Source organism: Primorskyibacter aestuariivivens (genome assembly GCF_028023675.1).
Classification (GTDB): Bacteria; Pseudomonadota; Alphaproteobacteria; order Rhodobacterales; family Rhodobacteraceae; genus Marinovum; species Marinovum aestuariivivens.
Window position 1 is genome coordinate 1 of the sequence record NZ_JAQIOZ010000006.1, and the last position, 26,187, is coordinate 26,187.

General features: G+C 60.9%; 30 protein-coding genes and 1 tRNA gene. 12 read left to right on the forward strand and 19 right to left on the reverse strand.

All coding sequences use genetic code 11. The annotated features are described in order from the left end of the window. The first annotated feature begins 172 nt into the window (after window positions 1–172). Window positions 173–706, forward strand: coding sequence for a deoxycytidylate deaminase (locus PGB28_RS07320; RefSeq protein WP_271420854.1), 534 nt, complete (start codon window positions 173–175; stop codon window positions 704–706). 58 nt (window positions 707–764) lie between these two features. Here PGB28_RS07320 and PGB28_RS07325 read toward each other — a convergent pair whose 3' ends face one another. After that, window positions 765–2,282, reverse strand: coding sequence for a DNA cytosine methyltransferase (locus PGB28_RS07325; RefSeq protein ID WP_271420855.1), 1,518 nt, complete (start codon window positions 2,280–2,282; stop codon window positions 765–767). A 57-nt stretch (window positions 2,283–2,339) separates the two neighbouring features. Here PGB28_RS07325 and PGB28_RS07330 point away from each other — a divergent pair, with 57 nt between their 5' ends. The 3 genes from PGB28_RS07330 to PGB28_RS07340 all read left to right on the forward strand — a co-directional run bounded on the left by PGB28_RS07330 (window position 2,340) and on the right by PGB28_RS07340 (window position 3,790). After that, on the forward strand, window positions 2,340–2,804 hold the full coding sequence (locus tag PGB28_RS07330) for a very short patch repair endonuclease (protein WP_271420856.1): 465 nt from the start codon (window positions 2,340–2,342) through the stop codon (window positions 2,802–2,804). Between the two features lie 76 nt (window positions 2,805–2,880). Next, window positions 2,881–3,195 (forward strand): hypothetical protein, encoded by a 315-nt coding sequence (locus tag PGB28_RS07335; RefSeq protein WP_271420857.1) that lies wholly within the window; start codon window positions 2,881–2,883, stop codon window positions 3,193–3,195. A 1-nt stretch (window position 3,196) separates the two neighbouring features. Continuing rightward, window positions 3,197–3,790: a hypothetical protein gene (locus tag PGB28_RS07340; RefSeq protein ID WP_271420858.1), complete on the forward strand. Its 594-nt coding sequence runs from the start codon at window positions 3,197–3,199 to the stop codon at window positions 3,788–3,790. A gap of 92 nt (window positions 3,791–3,882) precedes the next feature. On the opposite strand, the gene PGB28_RS07345 is transcribed toward PGB28_RS07340, so the two are convergent. The 8 genes from PGB28_RS07345 to PGB28_RS07380 form a co-directional block, all read right to left on the reverse strand. After that, window positions 3,883–5,439 (reverse strand): relaxase family protein, encoded by a 1,557-nt coding sequence (locus tag PGB28_RS07345; RefSeq protein WP_271420859.1) that lies wholly within the window; start codon window positions 5,437–5,439, stop codon window positions 3,883–3,885. After that, a complete protein-coding gene (locus tag PGB28_RS07350) occupies window positions 5,433–5,861 on the reverse strand; it encodes a plasmid mobilization protein (RefSeq protein ID WP_271420860.1) in 429 nt (142 codons plus the stop codon). The genes PGB28_RS07345 and PGB28_RS07350 overlap by 7 nt, the downstream gene beginning before the upstream one ends. A 19-nt stretch (window positions 5,862–5,880) precedes the next feature. Further along, on the reverse strand, window positions 5,881–6,732 hold the full coding sequence (locus PGB28_RS07355; protein ID WP_271420861.1) for a helix-turn-helix domain-containing protein: 852 nt from the start codon (window positions 6,730–6,732) through the stop codon (window positions 5,881–5,883). A 222-nt stretch (window positions 6,733–6,954) separates the two neighbouring features. Next, window positions 6,955–7,031, reverse strand: a tRNA-Pro gene (locus tag PGB28_RS07360). A gap of 44 nt (window positions 7,032–7,075) precedes the next feature. Further along, a complete protein-coding gene (locus PGB28_RS07365; RefSeq protein WP_271420862.1) occupies window positions 7,076–8,014 on the reverse strand; it encodes a DMT family transporter in 939 nt (312 codons plus the stop codon). An 82-nt stretch (window positions 8,015–8,096) separates the two neighbouring features. After that, window positions 8,097–8,483, reverse strand: coding sequence for a hypothetical protein (locus PGB28_RS07370; RefSeq protein WP_271420863.1), 387 nt, complete (start codon window positions 8,481–8,483; stop codon window positions 8,097–8,099). A gap of 74 nt (window positions 8,484–8,557) precedes the next feature. After that, window positions 8,558–9,664: a 3-isopropylmalate dehydrogenase gene (gene leuB, locus PGB28_RS07375; protein WP_271420864.1), complete on the reverse strand. Its 1,107-nt coding sequence runs from the start codon at window positions 9,662–9,664 to the stop codon at window positions 8,558–8,560. A gap of 59 nt (window positions 9,665–9,723) precedes the next feature. After that, window positions 9,724–10,620, reverse strand: coding sequence for a LysR family transcriptional regulator (locus PGB28_RS07380; RefSeq protein WP_271420865.1), 897 nt, complete (start codon window positions 10,618–10,620; stop codon window positions 9,724–9,726). A gap of 92 nt (window positions 10,621–10,712) precedes the next feature. On the opposite strand from PGB28_RS07380, the gene PGB28_RS07385 reads away from it, so the two are divergent. Beyond that, a complete protein-coding gene (locus PGB28_RS07385) occupies window positions 10,713–11,651 on the forward strand; it encodes a Rossmann-fold NAD(P)-binding domain-containing protein (protein ID WP_271420866.1) in 939 nt (312 codons plus the stop codon). Here PGB28_RS07385 and PGB28_RS07390 read toward each other — a convergent pair. From PGB28_RS07390 to leuC, 4 genes are all read right to left on the reverse strand, one after another. Further along, window positions 11,563–12,726: an endonuclease/exonuclease/phosphatase family protein gene (locus PGB28_RS07390; protein WP_271420867.1), complete on the reverse strand. Its 1,164-nt coding sequence runs from the start codon at window positions 12,724–12,726 to the stop codon at window positions 11,563–11,565. The two genes, PGB28_RS07385 and PGB28_RS07390, sit on opposite strands and share 89 nt — an antisense overlap. After that, entirely contained in the window at window positions 12,612–13,358 is a 747-nt protein-coding gene (locus PGB28_RS07395) for a hypothetical protein (RefSeq protein ID WP_271420868.1), read from the reverse strand. Before PGB28_RS07395 ends, PGB28_RS07390 begins: the two co-directional genes overlap by 115 nt. A 396-nt stretch (window positions 13,359–13,754) precedes the next feature. Further along, a complete protein-coding gene (gene leuD / locus PGB28_RS07400; RefSeq protein WP_271420869.1) occupies window positions 13,755–14,360 on the reverse strand; it encodes a 3-isopropylmalate dehydratase small subunit in 606 nt (201 codons plus the stop codon). Window positions 14,361–14,445: 85 nt separating this feature from the next. Beyond that, a complete protein-coding gene (gene leuC, locus PGB28_RS07405) occupies window positions 14,446–15,852 on the reverse strand; it encodes a 3-isopropylmalate dehydratase large subunit (RefSeq protein WP_271420870.1) in 1,407 nt (468 codons plus the stop codon). 167 nt (window positions 15,853–16,019) lie between these two features. Between leuC and PGB28_RS07410 the strand changes: the two genes are divergently transcribed. The 6 genes from PGB28_RS07410 (at window position 16,020) to PGB28_RS07435 (ending at window position 20,836) form a co-directional block, all read left to right on the forward strand. Beyond that, window positions 16,020–16,304, forward strand: a complete 285-nt coding sequence (locus PGB28_RS07410; protein ID WP_271420871.1) for a hypothetical protein — start codon at window positions 16,020–16,022, stop codon at window positions 16,302–16,304. Window positions 16,305–16,370: 66 nt separating this feature from the next. Continuing rightward, complete coding sequence (locus PGB28_RS07415; protein WP_271420872.1) at window positions 16,371–17,720, forward strand: mechanosensitive ion channel family protein; 1,350 nt, start codon at window positions 16,371–16,373, stop codon at window positions 17,718–17,720. 28 nt (window positions 17,721–17,748) lie between these two features. Next, window positions 17,749–18,567, forward strand: coding sequence for a class I SAM-dependent methyltransferase (locus PGB28_RS07420; protein WP_271420873.1), 819 nt, complete (start codon window positions 17,749–17,751; stop codon window positions 18,565–18,567). Between the two features lie 138 nt (window positions 18,568–18,705). Then, window positions 18,706–19,098 carry a ribosome silencing factor gene (gene rsfS, locus PGB28_RS07425; RefSeq protein WP_271420874.1) on the forward strand — a complete coding sequence of 131 codons (393 nt, stop codon included), beginning with the start codon at window positions 18,706–18,708 and terminating at the stop codon, window positions 19,096–19,098. Between the two features lie 9 nt (window positions 19,099–19,107). Further along, complete coding sequence (gene rlmH / locus PGB28_RS07430; protein WP_271420875.1) at window positions 19,108–19,578, forward strand: 23S rRNA (pseudouridine(1915)-N(3))-methyltransferase RlmH; 471 nt, start codon at window positions 19,108–19,110, stop codon at window positions 19,576–19,578. 223 nt (window positions 19,579–19,801) lie between these two features. Further along, window positions 19,802–20,836: a TRAP transporter substrate-binding protein gene (locus PGB28_RS07435; protein ID WP_271420876.1), complete on the forward strand. Its 1,035-nt coding sequence runs from the start codon at window positions 19,802–19,804 to the stop codon at window positions 20,834–20,836. Window positions 20,837–21,060: 224 nt separating this feature from the next. Here PGB28_RS07435 and rsmD read toward each other — a convergent pair whose 3' ends face one another. Continuing rightward, entirely contained in the window at window positions 21,061–21,624 is a 564-nt protein-coding gene (gene rsmD, locus PGB28_RS07440; RefSeq protein ID WP_271420877.1) for a 16S rRNA (guanine(966)-N(2))-methyltransferase RsmD, read from the reverse strand. Beyond that, complete coding sequence (locus tag PGB28_RS07445) at window positions 21,621–22,829, reverse strand: NAD(P)/FAD-dependent oxidoreductase (RefSeq protein WP_271420878.1); 1,209 nt, start codon at window positions 22,827–22,829, stop codon at window positions 21,621–21,623. Before PGB28_RS07445 ends, rsmD begins: the two co-directional genes overlap by 4 nt. Window positions 22,830–22,934: 105 nt before the next feature. Between PGB28_RS07445 and PGB28_RS07450 the strand changes: the two genes are divergently transcribed. After that, on the forward strand, window positions 22,935–23,420 hold the full coding sequence (locus tag PGB28_RS07450; protein ID WP_271420879.1) for a peroxiredoxin: 486 nt from the start codon (window positions 22,935–22,937) through the stop codon (window positions 23,418–23,420). A gap of 5 nt (window positions 23,421–23,425) precedes the next feature. Here the strand turns inward: PGB28_RS07450 and PGB28_RS07455 are convergent, their stop codons facing one another. From PGB28_RS07455 to PGB28_RS07470, 4 genes are read right to left on the reverse strand one after another with little or no spacing between them, the layout of a single operon-like run. Further along, window positions 23,426–23,722 (reverse strand): 4a-hydroxytetrahydrobiopterin dehydratase, encoded by a 297-nt coding sequence (locus PGB28_RS07455; protein ID WP_271420880.1) that lies wholly within the window; start codon window positions 23,720–23,722, stop codon window positions 23,426–23,428. Then, window positions 23,719–24,906 carry a GNAT family N-acetyltransferase gene (locus tag PGB28_RS07460; RefSeq protein WP_271421174.1) on the reverse strand — a complete coding sequence of 396 codons (1,188 nt, stop codon included), beginning with the start codon at window positions 24,904–24,906 and terminating at the stop codon, window positions 23,719–23,721. The genes PGB28_RS07455 and PGB28_RS07460 overlap by 4 nt, the downstream gene beginning before the upstream one ends. A gap of 46 nt (window positions 24,907–24,952) precedes the next feature. Beyond that, window positions 24,953–25,705: a glycerophosphodiester phosphodiesterase family protein gene (locus PGB28_RS07465; protein ID WP_271420881.1), complete on the reverse strand. Its 753-nt coding sequence runs from the start codon at window positions 25,703–25,705 to the stop codon at window positions 24,953–24,955. Next, entirely contained in the window at window positions 25,702–26,166 is a 465-nt protein-coding gene (locus tag PGB28_RS07470; RefSeq protein ID WP_271420882.1) for a RidA family protein, read from the reverse strand. The genes PGB28_RS07465 and PGB28_RS07470 overlap by 4 nt, the downstream gene beginning before the upstream one ends. Window positions 26,167–26,187: the final 21 nt, after the last annotated feature.

Sequence of the window (26,187 nt, forward strand, 5' to 3'; positions counted from 1 at the left end):
CGGCAAACCCCCAGCCGTGGTCTACTGGCTAAGAAAAGACGAAACCCAATCAGGTCAGCAGGAGCAAAGAGTAGCTTAATTTACGCTGAACACTGTCCAAACACTGGGGAGTAGCTCAGTTATCTGGTTGCCTGTGATAAGCACGTATTGCACTCCAAAGGGACGCCGAAGCATGGAAATTTTCAACTGTGATAGATGGGATGCCCGGTTCTTTGCAATGGCAGACCTCGTCGCGTCGTGGAGTGAGGATCGCAGCAGACGGGTCGGTTGTGTTGTCGTCGGCGATGCCAACGAGGTCAGATCGACCGGCTACAATGGCTTGCCGAGAGGTGTGAATGCAGAACACTCGGAGCGCCATTCACGCGACAACGGCGAAAAGTACCTGTGGTTCGAACACGCCGAGCGAAATGCGCTGTTCAACATGCTCCGTGCTGGCGTGTCCACGTCGAACTGCCGGATGTATTGCAACAGCTTTCCCTGTGCTGATTGCGCTAGGGCAATTATCCAATCTGGGGTTGGCGAGCTTCGGACCTTTGCGCCAGATTTGAAGGACAAGAAGTTCGGCAGACACTTTGAGGTCGCCTTGGAGATGTTCAAAGAAGGTGGCGTGACTGTAAGATTTTACTCGCGAAACGACGATTTGATATCCGGTGTTTTTGGTGTCTTAGAGGAAACACGCAACCCAGACAGCGGTTTTTTTCGATAGTTTGTTCGGGCAACCACGCATCGAAATGCCTCTTTGAGGCTAAGTGCCTCTCGCTTGGTCAAACCAGATCAGAAAAGACGGGTAACAGAGCCTCCGCAATCTGCCGCGCAAGAAACGGCGGCACTGCATTGCCAACCTGCACGAACTGCTCAGTGCGATTGCCCATGAAGTGGTAGTTGTCTGGGAAGGTTTGCAGCCGTGCGGCCTCGCGCACCGTCAGGCTGCGGCACTGCGTCGGGTCGGGATGAATGAAGTAGTGCCCGTCCTTCGAGATGTGGCTCGTTACCGTCGAAGCCGGAGCATTACCGACCTGCACACGGAACCTGTCGTTGAACTTGCCCGTTTTCCAGTTCCTGTGGTTTGGCGCCAGGATGTCTGGAAACTGGTGCGCGCGCGGGCTCTGACCCTCGGCCTTCGCGAAACAGGCGGCATAGAGGTAGCGGGCAAGATCGGATGGCATATGACCTCGAGTTTGATGACCCGAAACTCCGATCAGGTTCGGGTCGTCGAGGAACGCGGCAAGCTCGGGCTGCAGTTTCATTGATAGGGGTTTTCGCGCGTGGTTCGTTCGGCCCATCTGCGACGTTGCCAGCAATCGCTCCTCGACACGATCCAACTCATCTCGAAAACTGCGAAAGTTCTCACCTGGGTATTCCCGAGTGATCTGACCAACGGCTTCGATCGCATCTACAACAGCGTCATACCAGGCATGTTCGTCGTCGCGTCTGCTCAATCCGCTTCTCAGCCGCGGCAATCCGGTCAACATGTCCTTGACCTGGACCATCGTGCTCCGCCGATGAAGTCTGGGCGCGGAGACCGCGTCAATATCCGATCTGATGCCAACGATGATCACCCTGTGGCGTGCCTGCGGCACTCCGTGGTGTTCTGCGCGAATGACGAAATCCTTCGGTTCGGGATGATCGCCCGGCTGGATGTTGGCCGTCAAGGACACGAGTCTGTAGCCGGGACCAGCATGTTGGAGATCAGACAAGACCTGTTCGAAGATCGCCAACCCCTCGACAGACGAAGAGAGCATGCCCTTGACGTTCTCCATTACGAAAACAGCGGGACTCAACTCATTCAAGACACGACAATATTCGCGGTAGAGGAAGTTGCGCTCATCGTCTTTCGGTCTGTAGTCCTCAATGCCTGCGTTACGTGAGCGCCCGGCAAGGGAGTAAGCTTGGCAAGGCGGGCCACCGATCAACAGCGTTCGATTGCCCGCCGTTCTTTTTGTTTCGGTAATCCTCTCCGACAGGAGCGCGGCGGTTTCTGGCTTCCCGAGCTCTGCGCAAACGGTCTCATTCTCGGCGGCATTCCATTCACGCGGATAGAGATTCTTCCAATCCGGGCAGTCGTGCTTCCCGGAAATCCATGAATAATACTCGGGTGGCAACTCGCTGAACTGGCGCAAGAACGCGCGAAGTCGGAGTGTCTTGTGCGCAGCACTATCCTTCTCAATCGAGACAGAAATCTCGTAGGCACGAGAACCATCCGCGTGCATGCACGATGAAAATCCCTCGCCAAGGCCGCCCGGGCCGGAAAATAGATCAATTATCTGAACGGGTTTTGACACTGCATTACTCCTCGATCTCCTCTTTCCAGGTTTTCGGACTCATGGCAAGGAGTAGGAATGGTAGACATCGTTGATGCCAGAACCCGCTCACGGATGATGAGCAACATTCGCGGCGAGGATACAAAGCCCGAGCTTGCTCTCAGAAGGGCTCTTCACGCGCGAGGATTTCGATTCCGGTTGCATGTGAGGGATGTCCCCGGAAGGCCTGACATCGTGTTTCCAAGGTATCGCGCGGTCGTGTTCGTTCATGGGTGCTTCTGGCACCGTCATGCCGGTTGTCGATATGCAACCGTTCCCAAGACCCGCGCGGACTTCTGGAACAAGAAATTTGCCGCAAACGTATCCAGAGACGCTGCCGTCCACGAGAAGTTGACCAGCAAGGGGTGGCGAGTTGCGACCGTTTGGGAATGCGCTGTCCGGAACCCTGACGCATTGACGCAAACGGCAGAGAAGGTGGCAATTTGGCTCAAGTCAGATGAGCTTGGAATGGAACTCGGCGAACTTCAGGTTGAGCCGGATTAGACAATGGCGCACCGGGCCGTTGTTGTTGCCCTGTCAATATGCTTGAAACATCTGGATCGAACGCCGCCCCATAAGGTTGTCGATTGACAACTTAATTCAGAAAGCCTATATCATGTCCCGAAAGCCGCACAAGTCCAAGGAGATCGAGGCGGTCTTGCGTGAGCTGGAAGCCTTGGGGTGGACGGTCACTCTGCGTTCCGGGCGCGGGCATGCCTGGGGCCTGATCAGGTGCCCGAACAACGATCCGGACTGCCGGTGCGGTGAGTTTTGTCAGATGGGGGTCTGGTCGACGCCCCAAAATCCGAGCCGGTTTGCCCGGCAACTGAGGAACCGAGCGCTAGGCTGTACGAAGCTCGACAATGCCGATGATGGCGCTCAAGAGGATGAATGAGATGGCAGAAATCGAATTCGAACTGGTCTTCGCTCTTCCCGAAGGCGATCACGACGCATTCGATCTGATGGACGCTGTCTTCGAGGCCGGGTTCGAGGACGCCATCGTTGGCACTGGAGTCCCTAGTATGATCGGGATCGCACTGGAAGCAGCCAGCGATAATGCCGAAGACGCCATTCTAGACGCTGCACGCGCGATCCAGAAACAGCTTCCCGCTGGCTCTGTATTGCGCGAAGTGCGCCCGGACCTTGTCAGCCTTGCTGATGTCGCAAAGCGGCTCGACGTGACACGCCAGTCGCTCCAGAAGCGTAAAATGCCGTTGCCCAGCCAAGGCGGCCTTTTCCGCATGGAAGAGGTTGCCGTCGTCATCATGGAAGCTGCGCAAGGTAAGGGCGCAGGAACCCGCAAGGGGCGTTTCTCCGTCGAGAAGGCTGCTAGATGGCTGAGTGCTGGCAAGCCCGCGCGCAGGGTCAACGCTGGTCTTGCCGTTGGCGTCATTGACGGTACGACGCTGGAAATCCGTGAAGATGCCAAGCACCTCCTCTACGCGGACAATCCGGCAGGCGACTCACTGAATAGTGCTGGTGCGGCCTGAACTTCCAAAAGCTCGTGTCGGGGGAGGCGCGCTTGCTATACCGTAGTTTGGCAAACGGTCCCCATTTGCCAACCCACGGCTTGGCACCAAACTCAATGCGTCAGCCCCCGGTCCATGTCCCGATCCCGCGCCTCTAGCTCTGTCTCAGCCACTCTTCGGCGTGCCTCGCTAAGCTCAAGCTCTCGTTCAACTTCGCGTCCAGCGCGTTGTAGGTGGCCTCTTCGCTCAGCAAGCCACGCAACGCCTGCATTGACGCGATCTGCGAGCGTATGAGCAACGTCGCGCAGCCCGCGATACCATCCAACTGGGCTTGCAGCCTCTTCGTCGAGCGCGCTTCCAAACCGCTCAATTCCTGCGCTGAGGTTTCGCAGGCCGTCACCAACCGTTCGACGCAGGCGAGCAAGTCGCGCTCCAAGGCTGTCAGGGGTGTCGTCATTCATTTCTCCTCGATCTTGATGCAGATGACCGGCGTCCCGGCCAGTGTGCAGGTCTTCAACTCGGTCCTGGCGGGGTCCAGCGTCAGCCAGGTCTGCTCCCCCTGGTCGATCCGCGTCAGGCCCAGTTCCGTCAGCTCCGAGCGCGTCAGCAGCGACGTCCAGAACCAGCTCGCGGCCATCATCGAGGCGATCCCCGTTACGATCAGCCCCGAGATCAGCCAGGGCGAGATCGTCAGCCAGCGCCTGATCTGCTCGGTCCGCGTCTCGAACAAGCTCCTGTTCTCGTTCAGGAAGCGGCGCGTATCGTTCTCGATGATACGCCGCGCGTCGTTCGCAATACCCGTCAAATCGCTCCTGAAGCTCTCCAGCTGGGATGCCATCGAGGCGGCGTAGTCCTGGCGTATCGTGTCCAGCTCCGCGTTCAGTTTCTCGCTCAGCCGGGTCGGCTTGCCAGTCTTCATGGAAAATCTCTCCTTTCAGGCGCCAGCGTTCGCCGGTTTCGGGGTCCTGTGCGGTCAGGTAGGCTTTGCCGACGCGCGGCAGGTCGAAGCCTGCGTCCGTGAGCACGTCGATCATGCTGGCGCGATCCTCGATCAGACCCACCGATATCTGATCGAGGATCCACGCATGCAGCTCGTCGCGGCCTTGGGCGCGGGTCGGGGCCTCGATGGTGTCGCGCACTTCTTGGGCGCGTTCCAGCTCCATCGGGTCGGCCCAGCCGTGGCGCTGGTTCATCATGTCGCGCAGACTGTCAAAGGCGTCCTGGTAGCCCGGGGGCGCGATATTGAGGCTGCGCCCGGTGGTCAGCTCAAGGCGCGGGGTGCAGAAGTGCAGCTCGATGCGGTCCTCGTGGCTGTGACGGACCCAGAGCATGTCGTATTGCTCGCCGTCCAGCCCTGCGAAGGCGAGTAGCTCGAAGGCGTCCATCACCTCGGCCTGCTGCGCCTCGCTGGGGGCGTCCTGAGCGGCGAAGCTGATCACGCCTGCGCGGTAGGTCCATCGGTGTCGGCTGGCGTCGATCAGCGCCTCGGTGCGGCTGGGATCACCTCGCAGCACCTCGGGCAAGGGATCGCGCGTCACCATGAGGGGCTGGCCCTCGGCATCGCGTATCAGGTCGCGGTTGTCGTCATAGGCCAGCACACGCTCGGCCACGAGATAGCCGACCGGCCCCGCGCCCGCGCCCTTGCCGTTTGGGAAGAACTTGATCAGCACCGTCGCGCCTCTTCGAGAAGCTGGGCGAGCTGGCGTTCGATCACCAAAAGGCGGCGCGCGACGGTCAGACTGTCGAGGTCGGCGCGGCCCACCAGCATCGCGCGGTTCAGCCAGCGCGCGATCTGGTTGAGGTTGCCGCCGATGCGTCCGACGGCCAGCACCAGCGCCGGATCGACGCGCGGGACCGGCTTGCGTCGGCGCGCTTCGGTCAGACCAAGCGCCTCGCGCAAGAGCGTTGCGGCGGGCAGGCCTGCGGCTTCGGCCTTGGCGCGCAGCAGGGCCTTCTCTGCCGCCGTGCACCGGAAGACGAAGGTCTCCGTCAGCGGCTCCTTTGCGCGGGCTTTTCCCGCGCCGGCGGGGTTCGAAGGGGAGGCTTGCCGCCCCTCGCAAGGTCCCGTGTCAGAAGCGCCAGCGTGTGACATGGGTCGCCTTGCTGTTTCCTCAGACCGCATGGCGGTTCTCCCCCACGGTCGGGGCGACATCCTGCGGAAGACGTGAAGCGCGATGCATCTGGCGTGGTGCAAAGGACGTGATGCGGGGTGCTGACGACGCGGCGCATGCACCAACCTGCGCCTGACGGATGACATCCCGCAGAAGACGCAACTGCGCCTGCCATGCCGCGCTGTCCGCCGGGGCCGGTGTCCGTGCTGGAAGCCAATAGCCCAGGTGATGCTCATGCGGTGACAGGGGCAGGCTGCGCTCCAGCGTGGTCATCCCTTCCCGGGCCAGCCGTGCATCCCAATCCCGGACAAAGCAGATGCCCCTTGGGACAAAAACCAACTCCGGGCGCGTTCCGCCGGATTGCCCTTCATCGGGCAAATCCGGCGCGGACGCGGCCCCCTGTTCTTTTCTAAGTTCTTGATCTCTGTTCGGGGGGCGATCCTGTCCCCCTTTGCCGGACAGGTCTGTCCCGCTTTGCGGACAGGATTGTCCCCCTTTGCCGCGGCTAAGCGGGACAACCTTGTCCCCCTCCCGGCGGCGCTCGGTGGCCATTCTCAGGGCCGCTTCGGTCGGGCGGTAGCGCGAGGATTTCCCCTTGTTGGTCCCGCGCTCCACGGTCATGTAACCCGCCGCCTCGACCTTGTTCAGCGCGCGTTTGACTGACTTGGCGTGCTTGCCGATGGCTGCGCCGATAGTCTCGAAGGACGGGCGGCTCTCGCCGGTCTCGTGGTCGGCATGGGCCAGCGCCAGGTAGAGGGCCACGCGCAGGGCGTTGTCGTCCAGCTCGTGGTCGGTGACCATCTCCAGCAGATATTGCAGCTTGATCTTGCAGAAAGGCAGAACCTCAGACATCAGCCCCTCCCGCGATTGCGATCACGGGCGCGATCTGGTATTCATACCGTGCAAACTTTTCGATTTGGCCGTTGACGGGGGTTCCAGCCCAGTCAGCGGCTTTTCGGTTTCTGAGGCGAAGAGACTCACGAAACCGCCGCCGAAAAGCCGCATAATCCGGATCAAATCCGGACCGGCCCTGACTGAAGGCCGGAACAGCACACGCTAAATCATTGAAATTATTGGTCGGAGTGAGAGGATTCGAACCTCCGGCCCCTGCCTCCCGAAGACAGTGCTCTACCAGGCTGAGCTACACTCCGACCGTGACGCGCGGAGTATATAAACTTCTGCCCTTTGGCAAGGGTCAGTTTGGCGTGTTTTTGTTGCGCAGAAATGGCGAGATCCGGAATGACGTCGGATAGGCGCGGGAGCGGGTGCGCAGCACCGGGGTTTGCGAGTCCGGGCCGCGATGGCTTTCGCGGGCGACGATGTAGATGCCCGAGGCGATGATGATCCCGGCACCGATGACCGTGGCCACATCCACGCTTTCGCCAAAGATGAAATAGCCAAAGATCGTGGCCCAGATGATCTGGGAATATTGCATCGGGGCAACCAGCGCGGCCTCGGACCGTTTATAGGCTCCGATCAGGAAGATACCGGCGATAAAACCCATCACCGAGATCAGTCCGATGCCGCCCATATCGAGCAAGGGCATGGGTTCGTAGACCGGGATCATCAGCACCGCCATCAGCAGGAAATTCGCCGCCAGCGGGTAGAGCAGCAAGACCACGGAGCGTTCTTCCCGCCCGACTTTGCGCACGATGATCGAGGCCATGGCCCCGAACACCGCTGACCCCATCGCCGCGAAATGGCCCGATGACAGCGGCGCCGATCCCGGGCGCAGCACCACGATCACACCGATCAGACCGACGAGTACGGCCAATCCACGCCGCCAGCCGACCTTTTCCCCCAGCATCGGGATCGACAGCAGTGTGATGAGCAGGGGTGACGCAAAGAGAATCGCGTAGGTCTGGGCCAGAGGCAGTACCGAAAACGCATAAAAGGCGCACATGCCGTTGATCACGGCGCAGGTAGTGCGAATGATGGTCCAGCCGGGATGAACGGGGCGAAGATTGGCCTGCGCCGTGTCCTTGATCAGCATGAAGGTGACCAGCGGAAAAGACATCAGCGTCGCGAAAAAGATGATCTGAAATGGTGAATAGGTGGCGCCCAGATGCTTGATCACCACGTCATGGGTGGCAAAGATCGCAAAGGCGATAAGGGCGAAGAAAGAGCCTTGCATGGGGCGCGTCCGGAGAATGAGATCACGTTAGCGCTACCTCATACATCATGAGGGGACAAGGCGTCCGGTCAAATGATTTCGCTTATGGGCAGGGATCGACCTGCCAACCGGTCATGTCCCTACGCCCGCATTTCTGGCGGAAGCCATAGGCGACAAGTTCCCAACGCCAATCCTCGGTGCGGCGCAGATCAAAGCGTTTCTGGATCGCGCTGACGGAATCGTCCGCCACCCCGTTTTCGGTGACTTCAACAGTCAGAAGCCCATCGTCGGAGAACCCTGCAGTCACCTGGAGGGACGCATTGCCGCCTTCTTCCGGGAAGGACATCACCCAGTCCTGCACGTAGCTCATGGGCTGGTCGACAATCGTGGTCTCGGGGGTACGGAAATTGGAATAGCCGGGAAGTGTGGGGATGCCATCCGCAATAGCAGGCGTGGCAAGGGTGGCGCAAATAATCAGGGTGCGGAACATGGACTACCTTTCGAAAATGGGCTGGCCCAAGCCTAGCCCATCCCCGAAAGGCAATCCGTGTTTAGATCACAGTCTCAGAGCGATGCGTCCAGCGCGCCAAGGATCGCGTCGCCCATCTCGGACGTGCTGACCGGGGTCACGCCCTCTTCGCCGAGCAGGTCTGCGGTACGCTTGCCGTCGGCCAGCACCTGTTCCACGGCAGCTTCAAGCCGGTCTGCCTCGTCACCTTGGTCGAAGGAGTAGCGCAGCGCCATGGCGAAGCTGAGGATACAGGCGATCGGGTTGGCCTTACCTTGTCCTGCGATATCGGGGGCGGAGCCGTGCACCGGCTCGTAAAGCGCCTTGGGACGGCCATTGGCCATCGGCGCGCCCAGAGAGGCGGAGGGCAGCATGCCGAGCGAACCGGTCAGCATGGCGGCGGCGTCGGACAGCAGATCGCCGAACAGGTTGTCGGTCACGATCACATCGAACTGTTTGGGCCAGCGGCAGAGCTGCATGGCACCTGCGTCAGCATACATGTGGCTCAGTTCGACATCGGAATATTCCGCCTGATGCACTTCGGTCACCACGTCGCGCCACAGGATGCCGGATTCCATCACATTGGCCTTCTCCATCGAGCAGACCTTGTTGCTCCGCTTGCGGGCCAGTTCAAAGGCAGACCGCGCGACGCGGGCAATCTCGGATTCGGTATAGCGCTGGGTGTTGATGCCGACGCGCTCATTGCCTTCCTTGATGATGCCGCGCGGCTCACCAAAGTAGATGCCGGAGGTCAGTTCGCGCACGATCATGATGTCGAGCCCGGCGACCACGTCTTTTTTCAGCGAGGAGAAATCGGCCAGCGCGTCAAAGCATTGCGCGGGGCGCAGGTTCGCGAACAGGTCCATTTCCTTGCGCAGGCGCAGAAGGCCGCGCTCAGGCTTTACGCTAAAATCCAGATTGTCGTATTTCGGCCCGCCCACGGCACCCAAAAGGACGGCGTCCACTTCCTGCGCCTTGGCCATCGTGTCATCATGCAGCGGCGTGCCGTGCTTGTCATAGGCAGAGCCGCCGACGAGATCGTGGCTCACCTCAAACTTCAGCCCACGTTTGTCGCCGTACCAGTCGATGATGCGGGACACTTCGGCCATGACCTCGGGGCCGATACCGTCACCGGGCAGGATAAGAAGGGAAGGCGTGCTCATGGGCTTTGGTCCTTTGTGTGACTACGTTGCGCACCGCCTAGCCAAACCCTGCCCCATGGTCAAGAAACGAAGGGCAGAAGCCCGTCCCGCAGCCGGTCCCAGATCAGCGCGATACGCGGCGATTTTCGCAGGCTCTGATGCGCCGCGAGCCAGAGCGGCAGGCCAGGCAGCGGCATCTCGGGGAAGAGTCGCACAAGGTCAGGATAGCGTTTGGCCACATTGCATTGTGCAAAGCCAACGCCGCACCCCGCAAGCACCAGTTCGAAATAGACCGAATGCAGGTCGCAGCGCGTCGAGAACCAGTCACGGTCCACGTCCCACCCGGCCTGTCGCATGCCCCGGATGATCAGTTCCGAGCGATCATAGCCCACGAAATCCAGCTTGCTCAGGTCTTCCATGCTTTTGGGATGGCCGACATGGTCGAGATAGGCGCGGCTGGCATAAACCCCCAAGGGCGCGTCGCCCAGATGTTGGGTTACGATATCAAGCTGTTCGGTACGATACATGCGTACCGCGATATCGGCCTCGCGGAACAACAGGTTGTCGCTCGCGTCGCTGGGAGCCAGCTCGATCTTGAGCTCCGGAACCTCCCGCCGAAGCTTGGCGATAATCGGGGGGAGCAGGTGATGCGCGGTGAACACGCTGGCGGTGATCCGGACCGTCCCGGCCATGTCACTGGCGCGCCCGGCGGCGGTCAGTTCGATCTGCCGGGCCGCTTCGCGCATGGCCTGTGCCGGTCCAAGAAGCGCGGCCCCTTCGGAGGTCAGGGTCAGCCCCTTTGAGTGCCGGTCAAACAGGGTGAGGGACAGCGCATCCTCCATCTGCCGGATCTGGCGGCTAACGGTGGGCTGGCTGGAGCGCAGGGCGCGGGCCGCGGCGGAGAAAGACCCGGTATCCGCGACCGTCACAAAGGTCTCGATCAGGGTCCAGTCAAGTGAGGTGAGGGATTTATCCATTCATATGTGAATATCATAGCGTCATATTTTGGCAATATCCATTCATATGATGCGCACCTAACGTCTCCTGAGATTTTGCAGGAGAGCATAACATGTCTGGTACAGCACTCATTCTTGGCGGCTCGGGCCGTTTCGGGCGTCACATGGCGGCGGAGCTTTGGAACAAAGGCTGGACCGTTCGCCAGTTTGATCGCGCACGCGATGAGCTTGCGCAGGCGGCTCAGGGTGTTGATGTCATCGTCAACGGCTGGAACCCGCCCTATCACAAATGGCAGTCCGACCTGCCGGGACAGACCGATGCCATCATTGCCGCCGCACGCGCCAGCGGCGCGCGGGTGGTGCAGGCGGCAAACGTTTATGTGTTTGGCGAAGGCAATGGCGGCGCGTTCGGGCCGGATCATCCGCATAAGGCCACGAACCCGCTGGGGCGCATCCGCATGGAGATGGAAGCCAAGCTATACGCTTCTGACGTCCCGCTCCTGATCCTGCGGTCCGGTGACTACCTTGATACCGAGGCTTCGGGAAACTGGTTCGACCGTTTGATCACCAAGCCGCTGGCCAAGGGGCGGATCGCCTATCCCGGCGACCCGGATGTGCCACATGCATGGGCGTTTCTGCCCGATGTTGCGCGGATGGGGGCAAGCTTTCTGGCGCGGGATGACCTTCCCCATCAGCTTGAGGTCACAACGGCGGATTACACCCTGAGCGGTCGGGACATGGCCGCGGCCCTTGGCGAGATTTTGGGCCGCGACATTCGCGTCACGCCGTTTGCGTGGTGGCAATTGCATCTTGCGCGGCCGGTCATGCCGATCCTGAAGGGTGTGATCGAGATGCGCTATCTCTGGAGTCGACCGCACTGGATGGATGACAGCGCGTGGCGGGCATGGTGCACCGGCTTTCAGCCGACGCCATTGGTCGAAGCGCTGTCGCAATGCGCCGGGGTCAGCGATCTGTTGGCCAGACAAGATCAACCCAGACCAGCCCATGACGGCTTGCCTGTGCAGCAACGCTCTCAGGCTCCGGCCAGATAATACCGTTGTCACGCACGGTCAGATCTGCGGAAGGAAGCACATAGTCCACCCGCAGATCCCCGGGCGCGGGCTCGTCCCAGTTGGCGGTGTCGAGCGCTGGGTCGCCCGACTGGCCCGGCCCTTGCGGCGGGTCGGCGTGATCGCGGCGCGGTTCGGGGTCTTGCAGCCGTGGATCGCTGAGCAGCTCCATAATGGCTTCATGCCGTCCTTCACCGTCCACGGGATCAAGATTGGCGGTTCCCATCAGCGCGTAGGGACCCGGCAAGACCGGCCCAATCGCGCCATCGAGGTAATGCTGCCAGAAGCGGATTTCGTCATGATTGCGCCGCCCGTTGCGGTCCTCTGGCCCGTCAAAAACCGGCGGGGTCGCGTGAAAGGCGAGGATCGTAATAGGGCCGCCGGGGGTCTCGACCGGCACCACCCAATGCGCGGCGCTGGACAGGCGCTGCACGTCGCGCAGTTCGGGCGGAAGAACCGCACCCGTGATCAACGCATCGGGCAAGTCGGCCCAGAGAAAAGACGAGAAATCCTGCGCATGTTCAAGGTTCAGAGGATAGCGTGACAGCAAGGCCATTGCGCCATCACCGGTGAACCGCCCGAACCCGTGCGAATCCTCGGCCTCGCCCAGTCGTCTGTCGCCATCCAGATCCGCGCTGCTGTCCAGCCCGGCGTTTTGCGGGGGCGCGTAGGCATGGGAATAGTCCAGCCCGACATCCGTCAAGGCCGCCCGCAGGGCGTCGAGGGTCAGGTGACCCGCATCGTGATCAAGATCGGTCAGCAGCACGATGTCGGGCGATGCCTTTGCCATGATGTGGACGAAACCGATGATCTGTGGGTCATCTCCGCGCTGCAAGTCCCGCAGCAATAGGCCGGGGCCGTCCCGGCTCAGGTCAGTGTGATAGGTCGCGATACGAAGCGTGTCGGCCTGGGCAATCCCGCCCATCAGGCACAGCGCCGCGATCAGCCCGCGTGTTGTGCCCGCGCATAGGCGCGCCGCCGCTTTTCCTCGATAAGCTCGGCGACGCGGCACATGGCGATGCCGCGCATGATCATGCTGGCGGGGATAAAGGCCCATGCCACCATGGTCCACACAAAGCTTTGGGATTCAAGCAGGGAAAAGTCGTTCACCAGCCCCGAGGCCACGCGGAAGGCGAATGGCATGAGGTAGGGCAGCAGGACTCCCGCCGCAATGTTGACATAGCCATCCCGGCGCAACCGCGGCAACACATCTCCGCCCCGCGTCGGGTCGAACAGGGGCAGGTTCACCCAGACATTGAAGGCACCGTTGCGCGACGGCCAGTCATAGAGATGGACCAACATGACAAAGGACACCAGCGCACAGATCGACAAGGCATAGCAAAGCGCAGCCGCATCACGTGCCAGTTCCAGTTGTGCCACCGATGTATCCGCCGGCATGCCAAGAACAAAGATGCGGACCGGTGAATAAGGAATGTCCAGCAGACGCCCCAGAGTGGATGCGCCTTCGCTGACCACATGGCCAAGAAAGCCGGGAGCTACGGTATTACGGGCCAGAAAAGTTATGCTCAGCACGATCATGAGCAACATGGCAAACCGCATACGGTTGAACGGGGGTGCGTGCCGGAATTCGGTGAAGCTTGGATAGGATGACACGTATTCAAGAAACACGAACATCGCTGCCAGCATGGCCACAAGAACCGAGACTTGGGCCGCGTCAGCATCAATCATGGGCAACATCAGGGCCGGTATCATGACGACACATGCCACAAGCATGCCGCGTATGGCCGCACTGATGATGCGTGAAATCACTGCCCGTTCCCTTCGCAATGGACGGATGCGATACGATGCCGCGTCCTTGTTCCATAGTCTCGCCGCTTGGGTGCGCGGCCTGCCTCATTCTTGCCCAATTCTTGCCCCTTTTCGGTCGCTGTCTCAACCGTCCGTTAAAGGAAACGAAACTTTTGCGGCGATTTCATGGGGTAAGTGGTGCGCGATTGCATCATTGCCGGGGCAGAAAAATGTCAATGATATCAGCCCCCACCATATGTTGTGGGGGTCGTGCAGCTTGCTACAATAAACGATGGCGCAGCCTTGCCGCGCCATCGTCTGAATTCAGGTCAGGGATCAGACCCAGGGACGTGCCTGGCTGGCTTCGGCCTCGAACGCGTCGATCGAGGCGGCCTTTTCCATGGTCAGACCAATGTCGTCCAGGCCATTGAGCAGGCAGTGTTTCTTGAACGGGTCAACATCGAAATTGATCGTGCCGCCATCCGGGCCCTGAATCGTCTGGTTTTCAAGATCCACGGTGACCACGGCATTGGCACCGCGTTCTGCGTCATCCATCAGCTTGTCCACATCTTCCTGCGGCAGAACGATGGGCAGGATGCCGTTCTTGAAGCAGTTGTTGTAGAAGATGTCGGCGAAAGACGTGGATATCACGCAGCGAATGCCGAAATCGGCAATCGCCCAGGGCGCGTGTTCGCGCGACGAGCCGCAGCCGAAATTGTCGCCCGCGATCAGGATCTTGGTCTCGCGGTATTGCGGTTTGTTCAGCACGAAATCCGGGATCTCGTTGCCCTGACGGTCATAGCGCATCTCGTCAAAGAGGTTCACGCCAAGGCCCGAACGCTTGATGGTCTTGAGAAAGACCTTGGGGATGATCATGTCGGTGTCGATATTGACCAGCGGCATGGGCGCCGCGATCCCGGTGAGTTTGGTGAATTTTTCCATTGGTCTTGTCCTTGTCGGGCGGTGCGCCGTGAATGCGCACCCTACGGGGTGGCGTAGGGTGTGCGGTTCCCGCGCACCTGTTCCGTTACATCATCTCGCGCACATCGGTCAGGTGGCCGGTCACCGCCGCCGCCGCCGCCATGGCGGGCGAGACGAGGTGGGTACGGCCCTTGTAGCCCTGACGCCCCTCGAAGTTGCGGTTCGAGGTCGACGCACAGCGCTCACCCTCGGACAGCTGATCGGGGTTCATGGCAAGACACATGGAACAGCCTGCAAGGCGCCACTCAAACCCGGCTTCCTTGAAGATATCGGCAAGACCCTCTTCTTCGGCCTGCGCACGGACAAGGCCCGAACCCGGAACCACCATGGCGCGCATGCCATCCTTGATCTTCTTGCCCTTGAGGATCGCGGCCGCGGCGCGCAGGTCCTCGATCCGGCCATTGGTGCAGGAGCCGATGAACACGGTGTCGATCTCGATATCGGTGAGCTTCTGACCGGGGGTCAGGCCCATGTAGTCCAGCGCGCGGCGTGCCGCGTCCACCTTGCCGCCTTTGAAATCCTCGGGCGCGGGGACATTGGCGGAGATCGGCAGAACATCCTCGGGCGAGGTGCCCCAGGTCACGACCGGTTCGATCTCTTCGCCCTTGAGCGTGATCACCTTGTCGAAATGCGCGCCCTCATCGGTATAGAGCGTTTTCCACCAATCCATCGCCGCTTCCCATTGCGCGCCTTTGGGGGCGTGCGGGCGGCCTTTGACGTATTCAAAGGTGGTCTCGTCGGGTGCAATAAGTCCCGCGCGTGCGCCGCCTTCGATCGCCATGTTACAGACGGTCATGCGGCCTTCCATCGACAGATCGCGGATCGCTTCGCCGCAATATTCGATAACATAGCCAGTACCGCCCGCGGTGCCGGTGGCGCCAATCACGGCCAGCGTGATGTCCTTGGCGGTCACACCGGGATTCAGTTTTCCGGTGATCTCGACCTTCATGTTCTTGGACTTTTTCTGGATCAGCGTCTGCGTGGCCAGAACATGTTCCACCTCGGAGGTGCCGATGCCATGGGCCAGCGCGCCGAACGCGCCATGGGTCGCGGTGTGGCTGTCGCCGCAGACCACGGTCATGCCGGGCAGGGTCCAGCCCTGTTCGGGGCCGACGATATGCACGATGCCCTGGCGGATGTCGGACACCGGGTAGTAGTGAATGCCGAATTCCTTGGCATTGGTGTCAAGGGCTGCCACCTGAATGCGGCTGTCCTCGGTCATCTGCTCGGGGTTCTCGCGGCCCGCGGTGGTGGGCACGTTATGGTCCGGAACGGCAATGGTCTTTTCCGGGGCGCGCACCTTGCGACCTGCCATGCGCAGACCTTCAAAGGCCTGCGGGCTGGTCACTTCGTGAACGAGGTGCCGGTCGATATAAAGCAGGCTGGTGCCGTCTTCGGCTTCGTGGGCGACATGGGCATCCCATATCTTGTCATAGAGCGTTTTGGGGGACATGGCTGGTCCTCTCCCTTGGCTTGTGAAATTCGAATTTTCAGGGGCGGATTGGCAAAAGACCGCTCATAGGCGGGCGAGCACCGTATGTGTCGCACCGTAAAACCGCTCGTTCAGGCGGTCCCGGTCTTGAATATCCATCTGCATTTGCATAGCTGGCCCCTTACAGGTTGAGCGAGATTCTCGCAAGCCTTGGCGGATCTTTCGGACAAATCGTGATCTGGTACGCGCCTTGCGGCGTAACAATGGTGACTTGCCCAATGTTGGGCGGTATTTTTGATGGGCGAAACGACATGAAGAGCAAACTGAACGCCATCTATATGGTTCTCTGCGCCACGATCATTGTGGCCGGTCTCTCTGTGCATGCGTCTTATGCCCATGGTCACGATTCCCTGACGAGCGCGTCTGAAAATGGCGTGATCGCGTTGATCGAAGCTGCCACACAGGTGCACTGACGCTCTTGTTTGCCGTGGCAAACTTGTGCAAGCCTGTATGCATGGCTATGACCCGCATCCGCCGACATGGAACCTGAACCCGATCAGATCGGCGCTCCCGCCACTTTCGAGAATATCGTGACCCTGCTCTGGGCACAGATCGAGGCGTTGCAGGCCAATCTGCTGCGCCCCTGGAACGCGTATCAGGTGCTGATCGCGCTGGCTGTTTTCGTTGCGGCCCATCTGCTGGCCAAAGTCCTGCATCCGCGTGTCAGTGAATGGATGCGCGCGCGCGAGGGCTGGCCCAAATGGCGCATGCGGGTGCTGGTCGTCATCCGCCGCCGCATTCGCATGATCCTGTTTGTCGCGCTGATCTGGGCCGTTGTGCTCCTGATGCGCGAGCTGACCTGGCCCAGCCGCTCTTATCTTCTGGGCATATTGGCGTCGCTGGCCACCGCCTGGCTCTTTGTGACCTTTGCGACCCGGTTGATCGGCAATGCGCTTTTGCGATCGATGGTGCGCTATGGCGCGTGGATTTGGGTGACGCTGCATATTCTGGGTCTCAAGGAAGAGGCGCAGGCCGCGCTGGATTCCATGGCGTTTGAGATCGGGGAATCCCGCTTTTCTCTCTGGCTGGTCGTGCAGGCGGTTGTGATGGTGGCTGCGCTGGTCACGGCGGCACGGTTTGTCACCACCGCCACGGCCGCGCAGATCCGGCGCAATGACGATATCTCGCCCTCGATGCAGGTGCTGGCGGTCAAGATCCTGCAGGTGATCCTCTACACCTTCGCATTTGTGGTGGCGCTGCGGCTGGCCGGGGTGGACCTGACCGGGTTGGCGGTGCTTTCGGGTGCCATTGGTGTGGGGCTTGGCTTTGGCCTGCAAAAGGTGGTGTCGAACCTTGTTTCGGGTATCATCATCCTTCTGGATAAGTCGATCAAGCCGGGGGACGTGATCAGCCTTGGTGAAACCTTTGGCTGGATCAACTCACTTGGCGCGCGCTATGTCAGCGTCGTCACCCGCGACGGGCGTGAATACCTGATTCCCAACGAAGACCTGATCACCGGACAGGTGGTGAACTGGTCGCATTCGTCGGATTACGTGCGGCTCGATATCTTTTTCGGCACGGCCTACGGCGATGACCCGCATGTGGTGCGCAAGCTGGCGATCGAGGCGGCCAGCGGGGTCGAGCGCGTGCTGTCCCATCCCAAGACGCCGGTCTGTCACATCGTGGGCTTTGGCGACAGTTCGGTGGATTACATCCTGCGCTTCTGGATCAGCGATCCGACCGGCGGTCTGACCAATATCCGGGGCAACGTCTATCTGGCGCTCTGGGACAGTTTCAAAGAGCATGGGATTTCGATCCCGTTCCCGCAGCGCGAAGTCAGAATGCTGGAAGGGTCCCAGTTGCGCACTGGTGAAATACAGGACGGGTGACGCGTCCGCAGAGCAGGGGGGCTGACGCATGTCTTTTGAGGAATTCGGTCAACGCGAGCGCGATGGGTGGTCCGATGCAGCGTTGGCGCAAGGATATGTGACCTATTTCGGGCGCACCGCCGAGGAGATCGGAGACAGGCTTATTGCGCAGTGCGCGATTGATGACAGCATGAATGTGCTGGACCTGTGCTGCGGGCAGGGCGCGCTCACGTCACAATTGCTGGATGCGGGGCATCGTGTGACGGGGCTGGATTTTTCGCCCCCGCTGCTGGAAATGGCGCGCCGGGTGGCGCCCGGGGCGGAATTCATCGAGGGCGATGCGCAGGATATGCCGTTTGACACTGGGCGCTTTGACGCGGTGATGTGCAATTTCGGGATGATGCATATCCCCGATCAGGACAAGGCAATGGCCGAGATCACCCGCGTACTGAAGCCCGGGGGCCGCTTTGGCATGGCGACCTGGGCCACGCCGCCGGACAATCCTGCATTTGGCGTGATGATAGGGGCCATGCGGCAATTGGCCGATCTCACTGCGGCACCGAGCCAGCCGGACCTGTTCCGCTTTGCCGATGAAGCGCAGGCCCGCGACGGTTTTGCCGGGGCGGGGATCACGCTCGAGCAGTTCTGCACCGAAACCGACACTTGGTCTTTCGATGCGCCCGACGGTCTTTTCCGGTTGTTCGCGGAAGGTACGGTTGGGGTGGGGATGACTTTGCGGTCGCAAACACTCGAGGTCATCGAACAGATACGTGCACACGTGGCCGATATTTTGGCCCGCGAATATGCTACTGAGAACGGATTTGATGTGCCGGTGCGTGCGGCAATTCTGTGCGGCACTGCGACTTGAACATCTGTGATGCGGCACTGTCATTGAACTGAGACCACTCCTTTGCTACTTTAAGAGCATCCCGGCGCCGGGGATCTGCGGCGCGATTGAAAGGAGGACTGAGTCCTGACACCTACTGTCGATACGGCCAATCCGGCCGTGCAAGGCACGCCCCAAACGGGCATTCCCGCAGAAGTTTCGAGCGAAGAGCTTCTCGCGCGTATCCTGAAATCCCTCGATGACAGCAAAGCCGAAGACATCGTGCAGATCGACCTGCGCGGCAAGACCGCTATGGGCGATTACATGGTGATCTGTTCGGGCCGGTCATCGCGCCAGGTGGCGGCGATCTCGGAAAAGCTGGCCGATACGCTGAAAAGCGATCTGGGTCGTCTGTCCAAGATGGAAGGCAAGGACGCGGGCGATTGGGTTCTGATCGACACGGGCGATGTGATCGTCCATGTGTTCCGCCCGGAAGTGCGCGAATTCTATCAGCTGGAGAAAATGTGGCTGCCCGCCGAAGAGGCGGCGAAACTGGCGACGCCGCGCGCCTGAGCCCGGCTGATGAAAGTGCATATTTGCGCCGTGGGCCGTCTTCGGGCGGGCCCGGAAAAGGCGCTGATTGACGACTACTCCCAACGATTTGACCGTACGGGCCGGGCCTTGGGGCTTGGCCCATTGTCATTGCACGAGGTCGAGGACAAGAAGGGCGGCGGTATGGCGGGGGAAGCCCCACTGCTGCGCAAGGCCATGCCTGATGGCGCGGTGCGGGTGATGCTGGATGAGCGCGGCAAGGTGATGTCGTCGCCGGATTTCGCCAACATGCTGGCCCGGTTCCGCGATGATGGGCGCAGCGATACGGCATTCGTCATTGGCGGGGCAGATGGTATCGACCCCGATCTGAGACGCGAGGCGGATGTGACGCTGTCCTTCGGAAAAATGGTCTGGCCGCATATGCTGGTGCGGGTGATGCTGACGGAACAGCTCTATCGCGCTGCGGCGATTCTGGCAGGAACCCCCTATCACCGCGTTTGATCGCGTGTCCGATAGTGGAGAGGGTGACGTAAGGGAAAGAAAATTCCCCCTCATAGCGGTTTCGTGCAAAAATTCAGGGACATAAGCGCCTGAGCAGGTGATTTCGTTCCGAATAATTGTTGCGAGCCATTTGCAACTTGTGTCTGTACCCCGCACATACTAGCCATGCTGCGGCGCAGCGTCGCCGCGCATCTGAACCGTGACCAGAGAAGGAGGCCGCGTGATGAACATGATGAAATCCGCCGCCCTCGCCGCCCTTCTGGGGCTGACTGCAACTGCCAGCATGGCGCAAGAGGTGACTCTGCGCTTCCAGCATTTCGTATCGCCAAACTCGGCGAACCCGAAATACTTCATCGAACCCTGGGCCGAAAAGGTCGAAGCCGAGTCGGGTGGACGCATCAAGGTCGAGATCTATCCGTTCATGCAGCTTGGTGGCAAAGCCCAGAGCCAGTATGACCTGATCCGCGACGGTGCCATTGACGGCGGCTGGGTGATCCCCGGCTATCAGCCCGGCCGCTTTGCCGAGGCCGAGGCGCTGGAACTGCCCTTCATGGTCACCAAAAGCGCCGAAGAAGCCAGCCGCGCGGCGTGGAACTTCACGCAGAAGCATCTGGCCGACGATTTCAGCGACGTGCACCTGATTGCCGCGCATATGCATGGCCCCGGGCTGGTGCACAAGAAAGGCCCGGCCATTGAAAGCGTCGAGGATTTCAACGGTCTGAAACTGCGTGGCCCGTCGCGTCCCGCAACGCTGCTCCTGGACAAGCTGGGTGCCACGCCGATTGGTATGCCGGTTCCGGCCTTTCCCGAAGCGATGGCGCGCGGTGTTGTGGATGGCGGTGTGATCACCTGGGAAATGTCGCCCTCTCTCAAGCTGGACGAGTTGGCTGACAGTCACACCGACGTGGCGGGCGATCATTCGCTCTACAACCTCTATTTCATCTGGGCGATGAACAAGCAGGTGTATGAGGGTTTGCCGGATGACCTGCGCGCGGTGATTGACGCCAATTCAGGTTACGAGACCTCGGCCTGGGCCGGTCGTGCCCATGACACCGGCGACAAGGACGGCTTGGCCGCGATGGAGGCCAGTGGCAACGAGATTGCCGAGCTGTCCGAAGAAGTAACTGCCAAGATCAAGGAGCTGGGCGCGGAAGTGACCCAGGAATGGATCACCGAGATGACTGATCGTGGCCTCGATGGTGCCGGGCTTGTCCGGGATGCGCAAGGCATGGTCGAAGAAGCGCGGGGCGAGATGTAATCAGTCTTCGGACCGGTCGTCCCATCGCTGCCAGAGCAGGTGGAGCAATGTGCTCCCCTGTGCGGGTGCCACGGCATCGTAGATGAACACTGGCCCACCCTTTGGGGTGGGTCTTTTCGTATTGTCCCGCGCCGTGGCCTGCTGTGCCTGCGGCCACAAGGCCGCTGTGAGGGAGTGGCTTTGCATGAGACCAGCATATCATGTTTTGCGGCGCGTGTCGCGGGTCACGCGGAGGGTTCAAGCATGGTGATATGCGTGTCGCCGTATCGGCGGCTTTCCAGAAGGTCGAACCCGTCAGGCGCGGTTTGCGCGCTGGCTTCTTCCCAGACGATCAATGCATCCGGTGCGATCCAGCCCTGCGCCATCGCGGTGATCAACGCTTTTTCGCCCAAACCCTTGCCATAAGGCGGGTCGAGAAACACCAGATCAAAGGGTGCGCCCTCATTGACCGGCAGCCGCGTTGCATCGCGCGCGATCAGTCTGGCCCGCCCCTGTTCGCCCAGCAGGGCAATATTGGCGCGGATCAGCTTTTGCGATTTGCGCCCGTCATCGACAAACGCCACTTCGGCCGCGCCCCGAGACAACGCTTCCAGCCCCAACGCCCCCGTGCCGGCAAACAGGTCCAGTACACGCGTATCATCAAACGGGTTGCCGAACCGCCCGCCGCCCAGCATTGAAAACAGGCTTTCCCGCACCCGGTCCGTGGTGGGCCGCAGATGGGCGCCCGCATCGCCCTTGCCCACGGGGGTCAGCGCGCGGCCGCGATGGGTTCCGGCGATGATCCTCACCCGCGCATCAGGGCCTTCAGGTCCTTGTCGGACGCGTGAACCTGTTCCCGCGTGGGCGATTTGCCCATCTCGATCAGCCGCTTGCCGATCATGTAACCACGCGGATCGTTCATCGCATCGACCGAGACCAGCCGGTCGCCCTGAAAATACCAGAAGGACACGGAGCCGCCGCCGCCCTCGCGCGTTTCCACATGGTCATAGCCGGTGTTCAGCCCGGCGATCTGCAGTTTCACGTCATACTGATCCGACCAGAACCAAGGCGTTGCCACGTAGTCCAGATCAGCGCCCATCATGTTCTGGGCCACCACTTCTGCCTGATCGATGGCGTTCGGCACGCTCTCCAGCCGGATGCGCGCCCCGTGGAACGGGAAAGATGCGCAATCACCTGCGGCCCAGACATGGGGGGCCGATGTACGCCCGTGGCTGTCGGTCTTGATGCCGTTGTCGATCTCAAGTCCCGCCGCGTCGGCCAATTGCGTTGCCGGGGCAATGCCCACGCCCACGATCACAAGATCGACCTCCAGCTCGCTGCCGTCGGTCAGCCGCGCGCCGGTCACCTTGCCGTCACCCAACAGGGTGTCCAGCCCGACGCCTTCGCGGATATCGACACCGTGGCTGCTATGCAGGGCGCGGAAATAGTCCGAGGTCTGCGGGGCCGCCACACGTTGCAGGATACGGTCGGCCATTTCGACCAGCGTGACCTGCATGCCCTTTTTGGCGGCAACGGCGGCGGCCTCAAGCCCGATATACCCACCACCCACGATCAATGCCCGCGCGCCTTCGCGGACCTGCGGGGCCATCGCATCCACATCCGCCAGCGTCCGCACGACAAAGACACCGTCGAGCGTGCCACCAATCGCGGCAGGCAGGGTCCGGGGGGTGGAGCCCGTGCAAAGCGCCAGTTCATCGTAGTTCAGCACGTCATCGCCAATTGTGACGGTCTTGGCGGACGTGTCGATGCCAGTCACCTCTTCGCCAAGACGCAGAGAGATATTCTGATCCGCATAAAAGCTTTCGGGTCGAAGATAGAGCCGTTCCTGCTCCATTTCCCCAAGCAGATACGCTTTGGACAGCGGTGGGCGCTGATAGGGCGGCACCGCTTCGGCACCGATCAGCGTGATGTCGCCGTCAAAACCCGTGCTGCGCAGCTTGGCCACCAGCGATGCCCCCGCCTGGCCGCCGCCTATCACTATGAAATGCGCCATGGTTTCCCCCCCGTTCAACGAGCCACTTTCTCACTGGCTCTTTTCCGGTCGCAGCCTATATCTCGCTACTGGGAAAACGCAATTCCAATACAGGGAAGAACGGGAATGATTTCAGTTGGTGACAAGTTGCCCGATGCAACGGTGCTGCGCATGGGCGAAAAGGGGCCGGAGCAGGTGGCGCTGGGCGACAAGATCAGAGGCCGCAAAGTGGTGATTTTCGGCGTGCCGGGGGCTTTCTCGGGGCTGTGTTCAACCGCTCATGTGCCAAGTTTCATGCGGACCAAGCCCGAGTTTGACGCGCGTGGCGTCGATGAGATCATCTGCCTTTCCGTCAACGATCCCTGGGTCATGCACAGCTGGGGCGAGGCGACGGGCGGTTCCAACGCCGGTTTGACCTTTCTCGCGGATGCGGGGGCGGAGTTCACCAAGGCGATCGGCGCGGATTTTACCGCGCCAGTTGTCGGGTTCTATGATCGTTCGATCCGTTATGCGCTCTATGCCGAGGATGGCGTCGTCAAAACCGTGCAGCTCGAAGAAGGCCACGGCGTTTGCAATGCCACGGCGGGCGAGGGGCTCCTCGCCGCGATCTGAACTGCTCAGCCCGCAAGTTGCTCCATCTTGCGGGCGAGCTTTACGTCCAGCGACGACAACCCTCCCACATCATGGGTTGTCAGGGTGATCTTGACGGTCTTGTACACGTTGAACCATTCCGGATGGTGGTTCCACTTTTCCGCATAAAGCGCCACGCTGGTCATCCAGGCAAAGGCCTCGACAAAGTTTTCGAATTCGAATGTCTTGGACATGGCGTCGCGTGTCTCGTCTATCTCCCAACCGGCGTCGACGAAGGGCGCCAGCATGGTTTTCCGTCCGGTATCTGACAACTTCTCGGTCATTGCTGTTCCTCCTGTTGGTCGCGCCGGAAAGGCCCGTAGCTGGTGAGTATTTCGATATCATCATCAACCGCCGCGCGCTCGGCCTCTAGATAACGCGCGATGGCGTCGGCAAAACCCGGATCCGCCACCCAATGCAGGGAATGGCAGGGCACCGGAAGATAGCCGCGGGCCAGTTTGTGTTCGCCCTGCGCCCCGGCTTCGACCCGTTTGAGCCCGTGCTCTATCGCGAAGTCGATGGCGCGATAATAGCATGCTTCAAAATGTAGGCAGGGGTGATCTTCGATACATCCCCAATACCGGCCAAAAAGCACATCACGCCCGATGAAATTCAACGCTCCGGCCACGGGCACGCCTTCGCGTTCGGCCATCACAAGCGCCACGTCGTCACGCAGCGTCTCATGCGCGATGTCAAAGAACCGCCGCGTCAGGTACGGCGTGCCCCATTTGCGCGCGCCGGTATCCTGATAGAACATCCAGAACGCCTCCCAATGGGCGGGCGTAATTTCGTCCCCGGTCAGGTTGCGGATCGTGCCGCCAAAGGCGTTTGCCCGCGCGCGTTCCTTGCGGATCGTCTTGCGCTTGCGCGAGGACAGGTCGCCAAGGAAGCCGTCAAAATCGTGGTAGCCGTGGTTCACCCAATGGAATTGCTGGGTTTGCCGCCGCATAAGCCCCATTTCGGACCCGACTTCGGCCTCGTCTGCGGTACAAAAGGTGACATGCAGAGACGACAGCTCGCTGTTCGCCGCGATCTGGACCGCTCCCTGGACCAGCGCGGACATGCCCGTTTGCTCAAAGCCGGGACGGCAGAGGAAACGGCGGCCCGTGGCCGGGGTGAACGGCACGGCAATCTGCAGCTTGGGATAATACCGCCCGCCCGCGCGCTCATAGGCGTGGGCCCAGTTGTGATCGAAGATATATTCGCCCTGGCTGTGCGATTTCGCATAAAGCGGTGCGCAGGCAATGACCTGTCCGCCCAGCGATGCGGTCAGGTAGCTGGGCTGCCAGCCGCTGCCGGGACCAACCGATCCGCTGGCCTCAAGCGCATGAAGAAAACGGTAGGTGGTGAAGGGGTCGCGCGGCCGCCCGCCATCCGCAGTCTCGGGGCAGGCACAGGCATCCCAATCGGCCTGACCAATCTCGGCCAGCCGGTCAAATGTGCTGATTTCAATCTGTTGTTCGCTCATCGCACGTTGCCCCATGCGCGCAAACGTGGCGCATTCGCGGGCCGGTTCAAGGCAAATAGCCTTCAAAGGTGATGTTGTCCGCCACGCGCAGTGCTTCTGCCTCTTCTTCGGGCGACCGGATGGTCCAGCACAGGACGGGATGCCCGTCCTGTTTGATCCGGGTGACGGCATCCGAGTGCAGGTTTCTGGCGTGATGGCTGATGAAGCTGGCACCAGTGCTGGCGAAATCGGGGATGTCGCGCAACCGCCTGCGCGTGGCATCGGGGATCAGAAGCCAGTCGTCTTTGGGAAAGTCACAGGTTGTCAGGCCACGCGGAATGTCAGGTGCGAGCGTGCCCATCAAACTGACGGAATGCGGATTGAATGACATCACAGCGACAGGGCCGGTGTAACCGGACAGAGCCTCTGCCGTCGCGCGTTCCAGCGCGCCGACATTGGGCCCAAGCGTCCCGTCCTGATCCTTGAGCTCGATCAGCAGGGGCACGCGGCCTGCCACAAGGGTCAGCAGGTCTGTCAAAGTCGGAATGCCTTCGGTGCTGCCGGTCAGGGCAAGCGTCCGCAATTCCGCGCTGTCGCGTAGCGCAATCGGTCCCCGCGCCCTGGTCAGGCGGCGTAGGTCGTAGTCGTGAAAGACCATCGCCAGCCCATCACGGGAACGCTGCAGGTCGATCTCGATTCCGTAGCCGTTCTCAATTGCGGCGCGGACTGAGGACAGGGCGTTTTCGGGACGTCCGCGCTCCAGATCATGCAGCGCGCGGTGAGCGATGGGCCGCTCCAGAAATGCCGGGGGCAGCATCATATGATCTCGAATATGCCCTCGATTTCCACGGCAACCCCAAGCGGCAGGGCGGCGGCGGAAACCGCGGAGCGCGCGTGTCGGCCCGCATCGCCGAGGATTTCGACCATCAGGTCGGACGCGCCATTGACCACCTTGGGCTGGTCGGTGAAATCGGGCGTGGAGTTCACGAAACCGGTGAGCTTCACCACCCGTTTCAGGCGCGTCAGGTCGCCCTCGCAGGCTGCACGGACTTGTGCCAGAAGGCCAAGCGCACAGGTCTTGGCGGCCTCGGCGCCTTGGGCCACATCTATCGTGTCACCCAGTTTACCGGTGATGAACCCGTCTGCGTTCATCGAGATTTGGCCGGACACGTAGAGCGTGTCGCCGGTTCGGACAAAAGGCACATAGTTGGCCGCCGGGGCCGGTGCGTCAGGCAGGGTTAGGCCCAGTTCGGCGATCCGTGCTTCGATTGCGTTGGTCATGATGGTTCCCCGTTGCGTTTT